We start from the raw sequence: 16,036 nt of genomic DNA, 5'->3' as shown, positions 1-16,036 counted from the left end.
GGAAGGATCGTTCCCACGCCTGGCGTGGGAACGATCAGATTTCGATTAACCCTGAACCGGAACACCTTTGAGGTAAGGCGCAGGCTCGGCCCCCAGGTTGTTCAGCATCCGCTCGCTGTACCAGTCCACGAAGTTCACCACGCCGAACTCATAGGTCTTGGAGTAAGGCCCTGGCTGGTACGCGGTGGAGTTGATCCCGCGCTGGTTCTCTTCGGCCAGGCGTCGGTCCTGGTCGTTGGTCGCATCCCAGACCTGGCGCATGCGCTCCACGTCGTAGTCCACGCCTTCGACCGCGTCCTTGTGGACGATCCACTTGGTGGTGACCATGGTTTCCTGGGCGCTGATCGGCCACACGGTGAACACGATGATGTGGTCGCCCATGCAGTGGTTCCACGAGTGCGGCAGGTGCAGGATGCGCATCGAGCCCAGGTCCGGGTTCTTGATGCGGCCCATCAGTTTGGCGCAGCCTTGTTTGCCGTCCATGGTCATCGATACGGTGCCCTTGAGCAGCGGCATGCGCACGATACGGTTACGCAGGCCGAAACTGGCGTGGGCGTAAGGGATCTTCTCGGCTTCCCAGGCAGCGGCGGAAGCGGCTACGTGGTCCTTGAAGGCCTGGTCGGCACGCGGATCGGTGACGTCGTCCCATTCCAGCAGGGTTTTCAGCAATTCCGGGTGTGAACCGCCGCAGTGGTAGCACTCGCGGTTGTTTTCCAGCACCAGTTTCCAGTTGGCCTTTTCCATCAAGGTGGTTTGCACCGCCACCTTGGTGTTCTCCATGTCGTACGGTTCCATGTAATGGCTGAGCGTCGACAGGAAGTCATCGATGGCCGGCGGGTTTTCTGCCAGGCTGATGAAGATGTAACCGCCGGCGGTCTTCACGTTCACCGGTTTGAGGCCGTATTGCTTCATGTCGAAGTCGGCGCCCATTTCGGTGCCGGCGAACAGCAGGCGACCGTCCAGCTCGTACGTCCACTGGTGGTAGTGGCAGACCAGTTTGGCGACCTTGCCTTTTTCACTGGTGCACAGGCGTGAACCACGGTGGCGACAGACGTTGTGGAACGCATGGACCACGCCATCGGCGCCACGAATCACGATGATCGGGTTCTTGCCGACTTGCAGGGTCAGGTAGTTGCCCTTGGTCGGGATCTCGCAGGTCATGCCGGCAATCAACCACTCTTTCTGGAAGATTTCCTGCATGTCGATATCAAACAGCCGCTCGTCAGAGTAAAAAGGCTGCGGCAGCGAGAAAGTGCGCTCGCGCTCATGCAGCATCTGCGCGGTGGCCTTGCGTGCGGGTTCCAGTGGATCGCCGAGGCTCAGGGTAGTGGTGACGTCCATCATGTGTTTCCTCAAGGCCATCTGCGTGGCCGCGAAAGTGGCTGATCAGGTTTGCTACGCAAGGTGTAAAGGTTGTGTCTTGGTATGGGGCGAGTGTGGGGCCGGCGCTCCCCGGAACCTTATCCATGGGCGACATGGCCCAATCTGTTCCCGACGCCCAACCCCCGGTAATTGGGGGCTGGTCGCGATAAGTATGTCAATGTCGCAGATAGGTAAATGGCGGGACTGCGCTATACGCAGAATCGCCAACATAAAGGCCGGTAGTCGGCCGTGGAGATCAGCATGTCCAACAACTTCCTGAACCCGGTAACCACCCAGACCTGGGCCAATGGTCGACACATTGTCCGTTGCGTCAAAGTCATCCAGGAAACCTGGGATGTGCGCACCTTCTGCTTTATGGCCGACCAGCCGATCATGTTCTTCTTCAAGCCGGGGCAATTCGTCACCCTGGAGCTGGAAATCGAAGGCCAGCAGATCATGCGTTCGTACACCATTTCCAGCTCGCCGTCGGTGCCGTACAGCTTCTCGGTGACGATCAAGCGCGTACCGGGCGGCAAGGTCTCGAACTGGTTGCATGACACCCTGCATGAAGGTTACGAGCTGGCGGTGCACGGCCCGGTCGGGCTGTTCAACGCCATCGACTTTCCGAACCCGAAAGTGTTGTACCTCAGCGGCGGCGTGGGCATCACCCCGGTGATGTCCATGGCGCGCTGGTTCTTCGATACCAACGGCAATGTCGATATGGCCTTCATCCATAGCGCCCGCTCGCCGAAAGACATCATTTATCACCGCGAGCTGGAGCACATGGCGGCGCGGATCGAAAACTTCAGCCTGCACCTGATCTGCGAGAAACACGGTTTCGGTGAGCCGTGGGCCGGATACCGCGGTTATCTCAACCACAAGATGCTCGAACTGATGGTCCCGGACTTCCTTGAGCGGGAAGTGTTCTGCTGCGGTCCGACGCCCTACATGAATGCGGTCAAGCGTTTGCTGGAAAACGCCGGCTTCAATATGAAGCGCTACCACGAAGAGTCCTTCGGCGCCACACCGCCAGAGGCTATCGCCGATGCAGAGGAACACGCTGAACAAGCGGCCGACGCCCCTGCAATCGACGCCGCCGACCTGCACCAGGTGGAATTCACCGCCTCCGGCAAGAGCATCCGCGTGGCTCCGGGCGAAACCGTCCACGCCGCTGCCGCCAAGCTGGGCCTGATGATCCCCAAGGCCTGCGGCATGGGTATCTGCGGTACCTGCAAGGTAATGAAGCTTGCCGGCGAAGTGGCAATGGAACACAACGGCGGGATTACCGAGGAAGACGAAGCCGAAGGGTTCATCCTGTCTTGCTGCAGCGTGCCGAAGGGTGACGTGCGGATCGAGTATTGATCGCTCGAGATGATCGCTGAATAACCTCTACAGGAGCAGCCTTCGGCAGCGCCTGTAGAGGGCGCGCTTCAGTCAGTCGACAAACAGGTCTGGCATCAGTTTGTCGGTGGAATCAGGCGCATACCGATACCCTTCAAAATCCGTCACCCCTTGCTCGCGCAAAATCTCCTCATCGATCAGCAACCGACCGGTAATGCTGCGACCGCTGCTGTCGAGAATGACGTGGGCGGCATCCGCCATGATCGCGGGTGTGCGGGCATGTTTGAAAGATTCGCGCGATCCGAGCTGAAACTCGATCGCGGCCGTGGCGATCATGGTCTGCGGCCATAGAGAGTTGACGCTGATACCGTAGGCGGCGAATTCCTCGCTCATGCCCAGGGTGAGCATGCTCATGCCGTACTTGGTGACGGTGTAGGGGCTGTATTGGGCGAACCATTTGGTGGCCAGGTTCAACGGCGGTGACAGGTTGAGGATGTGGCCGCTGGATTTTTTCAGATAGGGCAGGGCGGCCTGGCTGCACAGCAGCACGGCGCGGGTGTTGATCTGGTGCATCAGGTCGAAGCGCTTGAGTTCGATGTGCTGCACGCCGGTCAGCTTGATCGCTCCTGCATTGTTGACCAGCGCGTCGATGCCGCCGAAATGCTCATTGGCGTCAGCCAGGGCCTGGCGCACGATGGTTTCATCGCGCACATCCACCTCCAGGGCCAGCGCCTTGCCACCCGCGGCTTCGACTTCCGCTGCCACGCTGAAGATGGTGCCAGGCAGTTTGGGGTGAGGGGCGGCGCTTTTCGCGGCAATCACGATGTTGGCCCCGTCGCGTGCGGCCCGCAGCGCAATCTCACGACCAATCCCGCGACTGGCGCCGGTGATGAACAGGGTTTTGCCTTGTAGTGACATGCGGACGCTCCCGATTGGCGTGATCCGAGCGGATCGAAACGGCTCGCAGTCAATGTAGACCAACTCGTGCGGGACTGTGGCAAGGGGGGGCAAGCCCCCTCGCCATAAGATCTCTTGCCAATCAAATAGCTGAGGTCGAGCGCAGAACCTGTGGCGAGGGAGCTTGCTCCCGTTGGGTTGCGAAGCAGCCCCAAAGCCTGAGCATGCGGTCTGTCAGGTGGACCGCGTTGGCTGGTTTTACGACTGCTGCGCAGCCGAGCGGGAGCAAGCCCCCTCGCCACAAAGTCGCACTTCAACCAAATAGCTGAGGTGGAACACAGTGCCTGTGGCTAGGGGGAGGGAGTCAGGCTGTCATCACGTGCCGGATATCCGCCGCCAGTTCCCGCACGCGTTCTTCTTCGGTGTCCCACGAGCACATGAACCGTGCGCCGCCGTTGCCGATGAAGGTGTAGAAGCGCCAGCCCTTGGCGGTCAGTGCGGCGATGGCCGGCTCGGAGAGTTGCAGGAACACACCGTTGGCCTGCACCGGGAACATCAGCTCGACGCCAGGAATGTCGCTCACCAGTTCGGCCAGCAACTGCGCGCAGTGGTTGGCGTGGCGGGCGTATTTGAGCCAGGCGTCGTTTTCAAGAATCCCGACCCAGGGGGCCGAGAGGAAGCGCATCTTCGACGCCAGTTGCCCGGCCTGTTTGCAGCGGTAGTCGAAGTCTTCGGCCAGTTTGTGGTTGAAGAACAGAATCGCTTCGCCCACCGCCATGCCGTTTTTCGTACCGCCAAAGCACAGCACGTCGACGCCGGCCTTCCAGGTCAGGTCGGCTGGCGAGCAACCCAGATAAGCGCAGGCGTTGGAGAAACGGGCACCGTCCATGTGCAGGTTCAAGCCCAGTTCTTTACAGGTGACGCTGATGGCGCGGATTTCTTCCGGGGTGTACACGCTGCCGACTTCAGTGGCCTGGGTCAGGGTCACGACGCGCGGTTTCGGGTAGTGGATATCCTGGCGCTTGAGGGCAATTTCGCGGATCGATTCCGGGGTCAGCTTGCCGTTTTCGGTGCGGGCGATGAGCAGCTTGGAACCGTTGGAGAAAAACTCCGGAGCGCCGCATTCGTCGGTTTCGACGTGGGCGGTTTCCGAGCAGATCACGCTGTGGTAACTCTGGCACAGCGACGACAGGGCCAACGAGTTGGCCGCGGTGCCGTTGAAGGCGAAGAACACTTCGCAGTCGGTTTCGAACAGTTTGCGGAATTGATCCGCGGCGCGTGCGGTCCACTCATCGTCGCCATAAGCGCGCTGGTGTCCGTGGTTGGCCTGTTCCATGGCAGCCCAGGCTTCAGGGCAAATACCGGAATAGTTGTCGCTGGCGAATTGTTGGCTCTTGTCGGTCATGGCCGGCTTCCGTGATCGAGGCGCTTGTGGCGCTTCGTTGGTCAATGATGATGTGCACTTTACCGAAGATCGTCCGGGGAGCACACGGGATGAGTCTGTCAGAAAAATACAAATGCCTCGGGCAATTATGCACATGACGCAGAGGGACGGTGCACTGGATCTGCTCAAGTGGCTGGCGCTGTTGAGCATGGTGCTCGATCACCTGCGATATGTCGGTTATTCCCTCGATCTGCTGTATGTGCCGGGCAGATTGGCGTTCCCGTGGTTCTGTCTGGCGATGGCGGCGAACCTGGCGCGTGTCCGTACAGTGACGACCGACGGCCAGTGGCGCTACCTCGGTTGGTTGTTGCTGTTTAGTGCCCTGAGCGAAATTCCGTATCGGATGTACATTCCTGATCACGACACCTTGAATGTATTGCCTACGCTGGTCATGGGGTTGCTGGTGGCCCGTGGCTGGCAGCACGGGCCAGTTCAGTCGCGTCTGTTGGCGGTCGTTGCCTTGGTGCTGGCGGCACTGTTCCCGCAGCGATTGATGTTCGGCTTTTTCGGCGTGCTGTTGCCACTGGCGATGTTGCTGGTGATCCAGCGGCCCTGGTATTTCGGCCTGTTGCCGGGGCTGGTGTGCCTGGCGGCCAATCAATGGCAAGTGCTGTACTCCGCTGCCTGGTTCGGCAGCGGTGCGGCGATTTTGGGTATTGTCGTTTGTCTGATTGCGCCATTCTCGGGCCTGCTGCTATTGCGACATGCCCAAGGCATCCAGCCACCGCCGATGCGCCGCTGGGCCTACGCCCTTTATCCCGGGCATTTCCTCGTACTTTTGGCCTTGCGCCAACTCATCGCCTGACGCCCGTCCCCTGTGGCGAGGGGGCTTGCTCCCGCTGGGCTGCGCAGCAGACCCAAACCCGGCGCATGTGGTTCGTCAGTTAGATCGAATTTGTCGGTTTCACGACTGCTTCGCAGTCGAGCGGGAGCAAGCTCCCTCGCCACAGGGGTGTTCGCCCGTTCACCCATTTCGGCCCATGTCGTAAACGCACCTTTGCGTGGCGTCCATAGGCATTTGACCTGTCTGCGCCGGTCATACCATCGCTATCAAAGGGCACTGCCGAAATGCCAGTGCCTCACCGAGACGAAAGGCGCACCGCCGCCGCTGGGAGAGACGCGATGTTCAGCAAGCAAGACCAGATTCAGGGTTACGACGATGCACTGCTGGCGGCGATGAATGCCGAGGAGCAACGCCAGGAAGATCACATCGAGCTGATCGCGTCAGAGAACTACACCAGCAAGCGCGTGATGGAAGCGCAAGGCAGTGGCCTGACCAACAAATACGCCGAAGGCTATCCGGGCAAGCGCTACTACGGTGGTTGCGAGCACGTCGACAAAGTTGAAGCCCTGGCCATCGAACGCGCCAAGCAATTGTTCGGTGCCGATTACGCCAACGTGCAGCCGCACTCCGGTTCTTCGGCCAACAGCGCCGTTTACCTGGCCCTGCTGCAAGCCGGCGACACCATTCTGGGCATGAGCCTGGCCCACGGCGGTCACCTGACCCACGGTGCCAAAGTGTCGTCGTCGGGCAAGCTGTACAACGCTGTGCAGTACGGCATCGACACCAAAACCGGCCTGATCGACTACGACGAAGTCGAGCGTCTGGCCGTCGAATGCAAGCCGAAGATGATCGTCGCCGGTTTCTCGGCCTACTCCAAGACCCTCGATTTCCCGCGTTTCCGCCAGATCGCTGACAAGGTCGGTGCCCTGCTGTTCGTCGACATGGCTCACGTTGCCGGTCTGGTCGCCGCTGGCCTGTACCCGAACCCGCTGCCATACGCTGACGTGGTGACCACCACCACCCACAAGACCCTGCGCGGTCCACGTGGTGGCCTGATCCTGGCCAAGGCTAACGAAGAAATCGAGAAGAAGCTCAACGCCGCGGTATTCCCTGGTGCCCAGGGCGGCCCGCTGATGCACGTCATCGCCGGTAAAGCAGTGTGCTTCAAGGAAGCACTGGAGCCTGGCTTCAAGGCCTACCAGCAACAAGTGATCGACAACGCCAAGGCAATGGCCGGCGTATTTATCAAACGCGGCTACGATGTAGTGTCCGGCGGTACCGATAACCACCTGTTCCTGGTCAGCCTGATCCGTCAGGGCCTCACCGGTAAAGAGGCGGACGCAGCACTCGGTCGCGCCCACATCACCGTGAACAAGAACGCTGTCCCGAACGATCCACAGTCGCCGTTCGTGACCTCCGGCCTGCGTATCGGCACCCCGGCGGTGACCACTCGCGGCTTCAAGGTTACCCAGTGTGTTGAACTGGCTGGCTGGATCTGCGACATCCTCGACAACCTCGGCGACGCCGATGTCGAGGCCAATGTCGCGCAGCATGTGGCAGCCCTGTGCGCGGACTTCCCGGTTTATCGCTGAGCGCGGTTTTGGAGTAAATGACTATGCAACGCTATTCGGGCTTCGGCCTCTTCAAACACTCCCTCAGCCACCATGAAAACTGGCAGCGCATGTGGCGTACGCCGACCCCGAAAAAGGTCTACGACGTGGTCATCGTCGGCGGTGGCGGGCATGGTCTGGCGACCGCCTACTACCTGGCCAAGGAACACGGCATCACCAACGTGGCCGTGGTCGAGAAGGGCTGGCTGGGCGGCGGTAACACCGCGCGCAACACCACCATCGTGCGTTCCAACTACCTGTGGGACGAGTCGGCACACCTGTACGAACACGCGATGAAATTGTGGGAAGGCCTGTCCCAGGACCTGAACTACAACGTGATGTTCTCCCAGCGTGGCGTCTACAACCTGTGCCACACCCTGCAGGACATTCGTGATTCCGAGCGTCGGGTCAGCGCCAACCGCCTCAACGGCGTGGACGGCGAACTGCTCGATGCCAAGCAAGTGGCAGACGAGATCCCGTACCTCGACTGCTCCAAGAACACCCGCTACCCGGTGATGGGCGCTACCGTCCAGCGTCGCGGCGGCGTGGCCCGTCACGATGCCGTGGCGTGGGGCTTTGCCCGTGCCGCCGACGCCTTGGGCGTGGACCTGATCCAACAGACCGAAGTGATCGGTTTCCGTAAGGAAAACGGTGTGTGCATCGGTGTTGAAACCAACAAGGGCTTCATCGGCGCCAAGCGCGTCGGCGTGGTGACTGCCGGTAACTCCGGGCACATGGCCAAACTTGCCGGTTTCCGCCTGCCGATCGAATCGCACCCGCTGCAAGCGCTGGTGTCCGAGCCGATCAAGCCGATTATCGACAGCGTGATCATGTCCAACGCCGTACACGGTTACATCAGCCAGTCCGACAAGGGCGACCTGGTGATCGGCGCCGGTATCGACGGCTACAACGGCTACGGCCAGCGTGGTTCGTACCCGGTGATCGAGCACACCATCCAGGCCATCGTCGAGATGTTCCCGGTGCTGTCGCGCGTACGCATGAACCGTCAGTGGGGCGGCATCGTCGACACCACGCCGGATGCGTGCCCGATCATCTCGAAGACTCCGGTACCGAACATGTTCTTCAACTGCGGTTGGGGCACCGGTGGCTTCAAGGCTACACCTGGCTCGGGCAACGTGTTTGCCGCCAGCCTGGCCAAGGGTGAAATGCACCCATTGGCTGCACCTTTCTCCATCGACCGCTTCCACAGCGGTGCGTTGATCGACGAACACGGCGCTGCAGCAGTCGCCCACTAACAGGAGAAATCCCTATGTTGCATATCTTCTGTCCTCACTGTGGCGAACTGCGCTCCGAAGAGGAATTCCATGCATCCGGCCAGGCGCACATCCCGCGTCCACTGGATCCGAACAGCTGCACCGACGAGGAGTGGGGCGACTACATGTTCTTCCGCGATAACCCTCGCGGTCTGCACCACGAACTGTGGGATCACGTCGCCGGTTGCCGTCAGTATTTCAACGTGACCCGTGACACCGTGACCTACGAGATTCTCGAAACCTACAAGATCGGCACCAAGCCGCAGTTCACCGACAAGACCGACAGCCCGAAAGCGGCCGCCACGGCTCTGGGAGAGAAGGTATGAGCCAGATCAATCGCCTGTCCAACGGCGGACGCATCGACCGCAACAAAGTGCTGAGCTTCACCTTCAACGGCCAGGTCTACAAAGGCTTTGAAGGCGACTCGCTGGCCGCAGCCTTGCTGGCCAACGGTGTCGATATCGTCGGCCGCAGCTTCAAGTATTCGCGTCCTCGCGGCATCTTCGCCGCCGGTGCCGAAGAGCCGAACGCCGTGCTGCAGATCGGTGCGACCGAAGCCACGCAGATCCCGAACGTACGCGCCACGCAACAAGCGTTGTATCAAGGCCTGGTCGCCACCAGCACCAACGGCTGGCCAAGCGTGAACAACGACATGATGGGGATTCTCGGCAAGGTCGGCGGCAAGCTGATGCCACCGGGCTTCTACTACAAAACCTTCATGTACCCGCAATCGTTCTGGATGACTTACGAGAAGTACATTCGTAAGGCAGCCGGTCTTGGCCGTTCGCCGACCGAGAACGATCCGGACACCTACGACTACATGAACCAGCACTGCGACGTGCTGATCGTCGGCGCTGGCCCTGCGGGTCTGGCGGCTGCACTGGCGGCTGCCCGCAGCGGCGCCCGTGTGATCCTGGCCGATGAGCAGGAAGAGTTCGGCGGCAGCCTGCTCGACTCCCGCGAAAGCCTCGATGGCAAGCCTGCCACCGAGTGGGTTGCCAGCGTCATCGCCGAGCTGAAAAACACCCCTGACGTGCTGCTGTTGCCGCGCGCCACGGTCAACGGTTACCACGACCATAACTTCCTGACCATTCACGAGCGCCTCACCGATCACCTCGGCGACCGCGCCCCGATCGGCCAGGTGCGTCAGCGTATCCACCGGGTTCGCGCCAAGCGCGTGGTGCTGGCGACCGGTGCTCACGAGCGTCCACTGGTTTATGGCAACAACGACGTGCCGGGCAACATGCTCGCCGGCGCTGTGTCGACTTATGTACGTCGCTATGGCGTGGCACCGGGCAAGAAGCTGGTGCTGTCGACCAACAACGACCACGCCTACCGCGTTGCCCTGGACTGGCTCGACGCCAGCCTGCAAGTGGTGGCCATCGCCGACGCCCGCAGCAACCCTCGCGGTGCGCTGGTGGAAGAAGCGCGCGCCAAAGGCATTCGCATCCTGACCGGCAGCGCCGTGATCGAGGCCCGTGGCAGCAAGCACGTGACCGCTGCTCGCGTTGCCGCGATTGATGTAAAAGCACACACCGTGACCAGCCCGGGCGAATGGCTCGATTGCGACCTGGTCGCCAGTTCCGGCGGTTATAGCCCAGTGGTTCACCTGGCTTCGCACCTGGGTGGCAAGCCTATCTGGCGTGAAGACATCCTCGGTTTCGTACCGGGCGAAGCACCGCAGAAACGCGTATGCGTCGGTGGCATCAACGGCGTCTACAGCCTCGGCGATTCGTTGGCCGATGGTTTTGAAGGCGGTGCTCGCGCTGCCAGCGAAGCCGGTTTCGGCAAGGTCGAAGGCGTACTGCCCAAAGCCCTGAGCCGACTCGAAGAGCCGACGCTGGCGCTGTTCCAGGTGCCTCACGAAAAAGCCACTGCCCGTGCGCCGAAGCAATTCGTCGACCTGCAGAACGACGTCACCGCAGCCGCCATCGAACTGGCGACCCGCGAAGGCTTCGAGTCGGTCGAGCACGTCAAGCGCTACACCGCACTGGGCTTCGGCACCGATCAGGGCAAGCTCGGTAACGTCAACGGCCTGGCCATTGCCGCCCGTTCGCTGAACGTGACCATCCCGCAGATGGGCACCACCATGTTCCGCCCGAACTACACGCCGGTGACTTTCGGCGCCGTGGCCGGTCGTCACTGTGGGCACATCTTCGAGCCGGTTCGCTTCACCGCGCTGCATCACTGGCACGTTAAGAATGGCGCCGAGTTCGAAGACGTCGGTCAGTGGAAACGTCCTTGGTACTTCCCGAAAAACGGTGAAGACCTGCATGCCGCGGTCAAACGCGAATGCAAAGCCGTGCGCGACAGCGTCGGCCTGCTGGACGCTTCGACCCTGGGCAAGATCGACATCCAGGGCCCGGACTCCCGCGAGTTCCTCAACCGTATCTACACCAACGCCTGGACCAAGCTCGACGTGGGCAAGGCGCGCTACGGCCTGATGTGTAAAGAAGACGGCATGGTGTTCGACGACGGCGTGACTGCATGCCTGGCCGACAACCATTTCGTGATGACCACCACCACCGGCGGCGCTGCGCGCGTGCTGCAATGGCTGGAAATCTATCACCAGACCGAATGGCCAGACCTGAAGGTGTACTTCACTTCCGTGACGGATCACTGGGCAACCATGACCCTGTCCGGGCCGAACAGCCGCAAGCTGCTCAGCGAAGTCACCGACGCCGACCTGAGCAACGAAGCCTTCCCGTTCATGACCTGGAAAGAAGCCCTGGTCGGTGGCGTGCCGGCGCGGATTTTCCGGATTTCGTTTACCGGTGAGCTGTCGTATGAAGTCAACGTGCAGGCCGACTACGCCATGGGCGTGCTCGAGAAAATCGTCGAGGCCGGCAAGAAGTACAACCTGACCCCGTACGGCACCGAAACCATGCACGTACTGCGGGCCGAGAAGGGCTTCATCATCGTCGGTCAGGATACTGACAGCTCGATGACCCCGGACGACCTGAACATGGGCTGGTGTGTCGGTCGCACCAAACCGTTCTCGTGGATCGGCTGGCGTGGCATGAACCGCGAAGACTGTGTGCGTGATCAGCGCAAACAGCTGGTTGGCCTGAAGCCGATCGATCCGACCAAATGGTTGCCGGAAGGTGCGCAACTGGTGTTCAACACCAAGCAAGCGATTCCGATGACCATGGTGGGTCACGTGACTTCCAGTTACTTGCACAACTCCCTGGGCTATTCGTTTGCCATGGGCGTGGTCAAGGGCGGCTTGAAGCGCATGGGTGAGCGGGTGTTCGCACCGCTGGCCGACGGCAGCGTGATCGAGGCGGAAATCGTTTCTTCGGTGTTCTTCGATCCGAAAGGCGATCGCCAGAACGTGTAATCGATCACCCCCCGCGCCAGGCGCGGGGGGCGACAAAGAATTCAAGACAGGTGCTTTATGACCGCAGCCAATGTTTACCAACAACGCCCAACCACCGGGGCCAAGGCCGAGTCGTCGCTGCATCATGCCGACCTCGCCAGCCTGGTGGGCAAGGGTCGCAAGAACGCCGGCGTGATCGTGCGTGAGAAAAAACTCCTCGGTCACCTGACCATCCGTGGCGATGGCCACGACGCCGCGTTCGCCGCTGGTGTGCACAAGGCCCTTGGCATCGAGTTGCCAGGTGCGCTGACCGTGATCATCAAAGGCGAAACCAGCCTGCAATGGATGGGGCCGGATGAATGGCTGCTGGTCGTGCCGACCGGTGAAGAATTCGCCGCCGAGAAAAAACTCCGTGAAGCGCTGGGCGACCTGCACATCCAGATCGTCAACGTCAGCGGTGGCCAGCAGATCCTCGAACTCAGCGGCCCGAACGTGCGTCAGGTGCTGATGAAGTCCACCAGCTATGACGTGCACCCCAACAACTTCCCGGTGGGCAAGGCTGTTGGCACGGTGTTCGCCAAGTCGCAACTGATGATCCGCCATACCGCCGAAGACACCTGGGAACTGCTGATTCGCCGCAGCTTCTCGGATTACTGGTGGTTGTGGTTGCAGGATGCGTCGGCTGAGTACGGGCTTAGCGTCCAGGCGTAATTGTGGCGAGGGAGCTTGCTCCCGCTCGGCTGCGCAGCAGTCGTAAAACCTGAGTCCGCGTTCCTTCTGCAGGAATGCGGTTGCTGACATAGGGGTCGCTTCGCAACCCAGCGGGAGCAAGCTCCCTCGCCACAGAGTTCTCTCTGATCACAGATGTAGCAGCAGGAGTCACCGCACTATGAGCCGCGCCCCAGACACATGGATTTTGACCGCCGACTGCCCAAGCGTCCTCGGCACCGTGGATGCGGTGACCCGCTTTCTGTTCGAGCAGGGCTGCTACGTCACCGAGCACCACTCCTTTGATGACCGGCTCTCAGGCCGTTTCTTCATCCGAGTGGAGTTTCGGCAACCCGACGCTTTCGACGAACAAGCCTTCCGCGCAGGCCTGGCGGAGCGTGGTGCCGCCTTCGGGATGGTCTTCGAGCTGACCCCGCCGAACTACCGGCCGAAAGTGGTGATCATGGTCTCCAAGGCCGATCACTGCCTCAACGACTTGCTCTACCGCCAGCGCATCGGCCAGTTGTCGATGGACGTGGTCGCGGTGGTCTCCAACCACCCGGACCTCAAGCCGTTGGCCGACTGGCACCAGATTCCGTACTACCACTTTCCGCTGGACCCCAACGACAAACCATCGCAAGAGCGCCAGGTCTGGCAGGTGATCGAAGAGGCCGGCGCCGAGCTGGTGATCCTTGCCCGCTACATGCAGGTTCTGTCGCCAGAGCTGTGCCGCAAACTCGACGGCAAGGCAATCAACATTCACCACTCCCTGCTGCCGGGCTTCAAGGGCGCCAAGCCGTATCACCAGGCCTACAACAAAGGCGTGAAACTGGTCGGCGCCACGGCGCATTACATCAACAACGATCTGGATGAAGGTCCGATCATCGCCCAGGGCGTGGAAGCCGTGGATCACAGCCACTATCCCGAAGACTTGATCGCCAAGGGGCGGGATATCGAAGGGCTGACGTTGGCGCGGGCCGTGGGTTATCACATTGAAAGACGCGTGTTCCTTAACGCTAACAGGACAGTTGTTCTCTAGCGTTTTTACTGCCTGAAAAGATCGCCTGCCTCTGTAGACGCTGCCGAAGGCTCGGGCCGCGTTCGGACGATCTTTTGATTTATCGAGCAATCAACGCGCCGCCGTTTCCTGGCGACGCGACCGCTACATAAAAACAACAGCGAGGTGAAAGCATGTCTGGTAATCGTGGTGTGGTGTATCTCGGCGCAGGCAAGGTCGAAGTACAGAAAATCGACTATCCCAAAATGCAGGACCCGCGCGGCAGGAAGATCGAGCACGGTGTCATCCTGCGCGTAGTTTCCACCAACATCTGTGGTTCCGATCAGCACATGGTGCGCGGGCGTACCACCGCTCAGACCGGTCTGGTGCTGGGCCACGAGATCACGGGTGAAGTGATCGAGAAGGGCAGCGGTGTCGAGAACCTGCAGATCGGCGACTTGGTGTCGGTACCTTTCAACGTTGCCTGTGGCCGTTGCCGTTCGTGCAAAGAGCAACATACTGGCGTCTGCCTGAGCGTTAACCCGGCGCGTCCGGGCGGTGCCTATGGTTATGTCGACATGGGTGACTGGACCGGTGGCCAAGCCGAATACGCGTTTGTGCCGTATGCCGACTTCAACCTGCTGAAACTTCCAGATCGCGACCGGGCCATGGAAAAAATCCGTGACCTGACCTGTCTCTCCGACATCCTGCCCACCGGTTACCACGGCGCAGTGACTGCCGGCGTCGGCCCTGGCAGCACCGTGTACATTGCCGGCGCCGGCCCGGTTGGCCTGGCAGCTGCCGCTTCCGCTCGCCTGTTGGGTGCTGCGGTGGTGATCATCGGTGACGTCAACCCGATCCGCCTGGCCCATGCCAAGGCTCAGGGTTTCGAAATCGCCGACCTGTCGACAGACACCCCACTGCACGAACAAATCGCTGCACTGTTGGGCGAACCAGAAGTGGACTGCGCCGTCGATGCCGTAGGCTTCGAAGCTCGCGGTCACGGCCATGCCGGCGTGAAGCACGAGGCTCCCGCTACCGTACTCAACTCGCTGATGGGCGTGGTTCGCGTCGCTGGCAAAATCGGTATTCCTGGCCTGTACGTCACCGAAGATCCGGGTGCAGTGGACGCTGCCGCGAAAATGGGCAGCCTGAGCATTCGCTTCGGCCTGGGCTGGGCCAAATCCCACAGCTTCCACACCGGCCAGACGCCAGTGATGAAGTACAACCGCCAGCTGATGCAGGCGATCATGTGGGACCGCATCAAGATTGCCGAAATCGTCGGCGTGGAAGTCATCAGCCTGGATGACGCGCCACGGGGTTACGGCGAGTTCGACGCGGGCGTGCCGAAGAAGTTTGTGATCGATCCGCACAAGTTGTTTAGTGCGGCGTAAGGCCTGGAGCAAGACGGAAAAAAGGGCGACAGTGATGTCGCCCTTTTTTATTCTTCTATGGGGTTCTTAACGCTTGATGAGAAGTTGTAATAGAGTCGATATAACTATATTGCCCGGATTAAATAAAAACAGGTGCTGCAGGTTAGAAAGGAAATGTGTGGGCTAGCTGTCGAGGGGCAATGGTTTGTTGGTGTATTCGTGGCCGACAATTGTAATGTTGATTGCGTAGAGCTGTCCGTTGTTACCTTGGACGACATCATACGTTACCTTATCGCCGACCTTCGGATGATAGTCGCCTGGGTTGATGCAAAAAATAATCGGCTGAATGTCCGAATCTATATTTTCCAAGCTTTTCGATGGCAGCGACGTAGAGTCGTTCATAACCAAGTTGCCAAATTGTTCCAGTAGTTTCTCCATCACTGCGACCCCCTTAAAAATGGCCTGCGCATACGGCTATACAACGCAGGCCTTATTGGATGCTCATACACGGAACGGTGTTTTTTACTCTGGTTGCACTTGCTCGGCCTGCATTCCTTTCTGCCCTTTTGTTGCTACAAAAGAGACTGTCTGACCCTCTTTCAGGGATTTAAAACCATCGCTTTGAATTGCTTTGAAATGCACAAAAAGGTCTGCGGCACCACTATCTGGTGTAATGAATCCAAAGCCCTTTTCATCATTGAACCATTTAACTTTACCCTTTTCTCTGTCAGACATATTGATGCTTCCTACCTAAGCGAAAACGAAGAAATGTGAGCTGCTTTTTACTGGTTTACTCACAATTGCTGTTGTTACGAATTCAGCTTAATTATGCTGTACGGAAGCAGCAACTGTCAGATCTGACAGTTTTTATATCGGTAGGATGTAAATGAGAGCTTTTTTATAGCTGCGAACAAGCCGAAGTATTCC

The 16,036-nt window shown here is 59.9% G+C and carries 14 protein-coding genes; 9 read left to right on the top strand and 5 right to left on the bottom strand.

The genetic code is table 11. The features are described 5' to 3' along the window. Window positions 1-45 precede the first annotated feature (45 nt). Window positions 46-1,341, bottom strand: coding sequence for a glycine-betaine demethylase subunit GbcA (gene gbcA, locus PGR6_RS26330; RefSeq protein WP_064621364.1), 1,296 nt, complete (start codon window positions 1,339-1,341; stop codon window positions 46-48). 282 nt (window positions 1,342-1,623) lie between these two features. On the opposite strand from gbcA, the gene gbcB reads away from it, so the two are divergent. Continuing rightward, complete coding sequence (gbcB, locus tag PGR6_RS26325; RefSeq protein ID WP_018928792.1) at window positions 1,624-2,724, top strand: glycine-betaine demethylase subunit GbcB; 1,101 nt, start codon at window positions 1,624-1,626, stop codon at window positions 2,722-2,724. A 72-nt stretch (window positions 2,725-2,796) separates the two neighbouring features. Here the strand turns inward: gbcB and PGR6_RS26320 are convergent, their stop codons facing one another. Further along, window positions 2,797-3,621 carry an SDR family oxidoreductase gene (locus PGR6_RS26320; protein ID WP_064620837.1) on the bottom strand — a complete coding sequence of 275 codons (825 nt, stop codon included), beginning with the start codon at window positions 3,619-3,621 and terminating at the stop codon, window positions 2,797-2,799. A 343-nt stretch (window positions 3,622-3,964) separates the two neighbouring features. Next, the gene (locus tag PGR6_RS26315; protein ID WP_018928794.1) at window positions 3,965-5,005 is read right to left on the bottom strand and encodes a threonine aldolase family protein; all 1,041 of its coding nucleotides are present in this window, start codon (window positions 5,003-5,005) and stop codon (window positions 3,965-3,967) included. A 127-nt stretch (window positions 5,006-5,132) separates the two neighbouring features. Here PGR6_RS26315 and PGR6_RS26310 point away from each other — a divergent pair, with 127 nt between their 5' ends. The 8 genes from PGR6_RS26310 to fdhA all read left to right on the top strand — a co-directional run bounded on the left by PGR6_RS26310 (window position 5,133) and on the right by fdhA (window position 15,130). Further along, window positions 5,133-5,849, top strand: a complete 717-nt coding sequence (locus PGR6_RS26310; protein WP_064620833.1) for a TraX family protein — start codon at window positions 5,133-5,135, stop codon at window positions 5,847-5,849. A 317-nt stretch (window positions 5,850-6,166) separates the two neighbouring features. Then, window positions 6,167-7,420 (top strand): serine hydroxymethyltransferase, encoded by a 1,254-nt coding sequence (gene glyA / locus PGR6_RS26305; RefSeq protein ID WP_018928796.1) that lies wholly within the window; start codon window positions 6,167-6,169, stop codon window positions 7,418-7,420. 23 nt (window positions 7,421-7,443) lie between these two features. Beyond that, window positions 7,444-8,694: a sarcosine oxidase subunit beta gene (locus PGR6_RS26300; protein ID WP_007936415.1), complete on the top strand. Its 1,251-nt coding sequence runs from the start codon at window positions 7,444-7,446 to the stop codon at window positions 8,692-8,694. A 14-nt stretch (window positions 8,695-8,708) separates the two neighbouring features. Continuing rightward, complete coding sequence (locus PGR6_RS26295) at window positions 8,709-9,038, top strand: sarcosine oxidase subunit delta (protein ID WP_007907563.1); 330 nt, start codon at window positions 8,709-8,711, stop codon at window positions 9,036-9,038. Beyond that, window positions 9,035-12,052, top strand: a complete 3,018-nt coding sequence (locus PGR6_RS26290) for a sarcosine oxidase subunit alpha (RefSeq protein ID WP_064620830.1) — start codon at window positions 9,035-9,037, stop codon at window positions 12,050-12,052. Before PGR6_RS26295 ends, PGR6_RS26290 begins: the two co-directional genes overlap by 4 nt. 57 nt (window positions 12,053-12,109) lie before the next feature. Further along, a complete protein-coding gene (locus PGR6_RS26285) occupies window positions 12,110-12,742 on the top strand; it encodes a sarcosine oxidase subunit gamma (protein ID WP_018928798.1) in 633 nt (210 codons plus the stop codon). A gap of 178 nt (window positions 12,743-12,920) precedes the next feature. Continuing rightward, on the top strand, window positions 12,921-13,778 hold the full coding sequence (gene purU / locus PGR6_RS26280; RefSeq protein WP_018928799.1) for a formyltetrahydrofolate deformylase: 858 nt from the start codon (window positions 12,921-12,923) through the stop codon (window positions 13,776-13,778). Window positions 13,779-13,930: 152 nt separating this feature from the next. Continuing rightward, window positions 13,931-15,130: a formaldehyde dehydrogenase, glutathione-independent gene (gene fdhA / locus PGR6_RS26275; protein ID WP_018928800.1), complete on the top strand. Its 1,200-nt coding sequence runs from the start codon at window positions 13,931-13,933 to the stop codon at window positions 15,128-15,130. A 162-nt stretch (window positions 15,131-15,292) separates the two neighbouring features. Here the strand turns inward: fdhA and PGR6_RS26270 are convergent, their stop codons facing one another. Next, on the bottom strand, window positions 15,293-15,547 hold the full coding sequence (locus PGR6_RS26270) for a hypothetical protein (RefSeq protein ID WP_237229567.1): 255 nt from the start codon (window positions 15,545-15,547) through the stop codon (window positions 15,293-15,295). An 84-nt stretch (window positions 15,548-15,631) separates the two neighbouring features. Further along, on the bottom strand, window positions 15,632-15,844 hold the full coding sequence (locus PGR6_RS26265; RefSeq protein WP_028939048.1) for a cold-shock protein: 213 nt from the start codon (window positions 15,842-15,844) through the stop codon (window positions 15,632-15,634). Window positions 15,845-16,036: the final 192 nt, after the last annotated feature.

Source organism: Pseudomonas sp. GR 6-02 (genome assembly GCF_001655615.1).
Classification (GTDB): Bacteria; Pseudomonadota; Gammaproteobacteria; order Pseudomonadales; family Pseudomonadaceae; genus Aquipseudomonas.
This window is presented reverse-complemented; position numbering and strand designations above follow the sequence as displayed.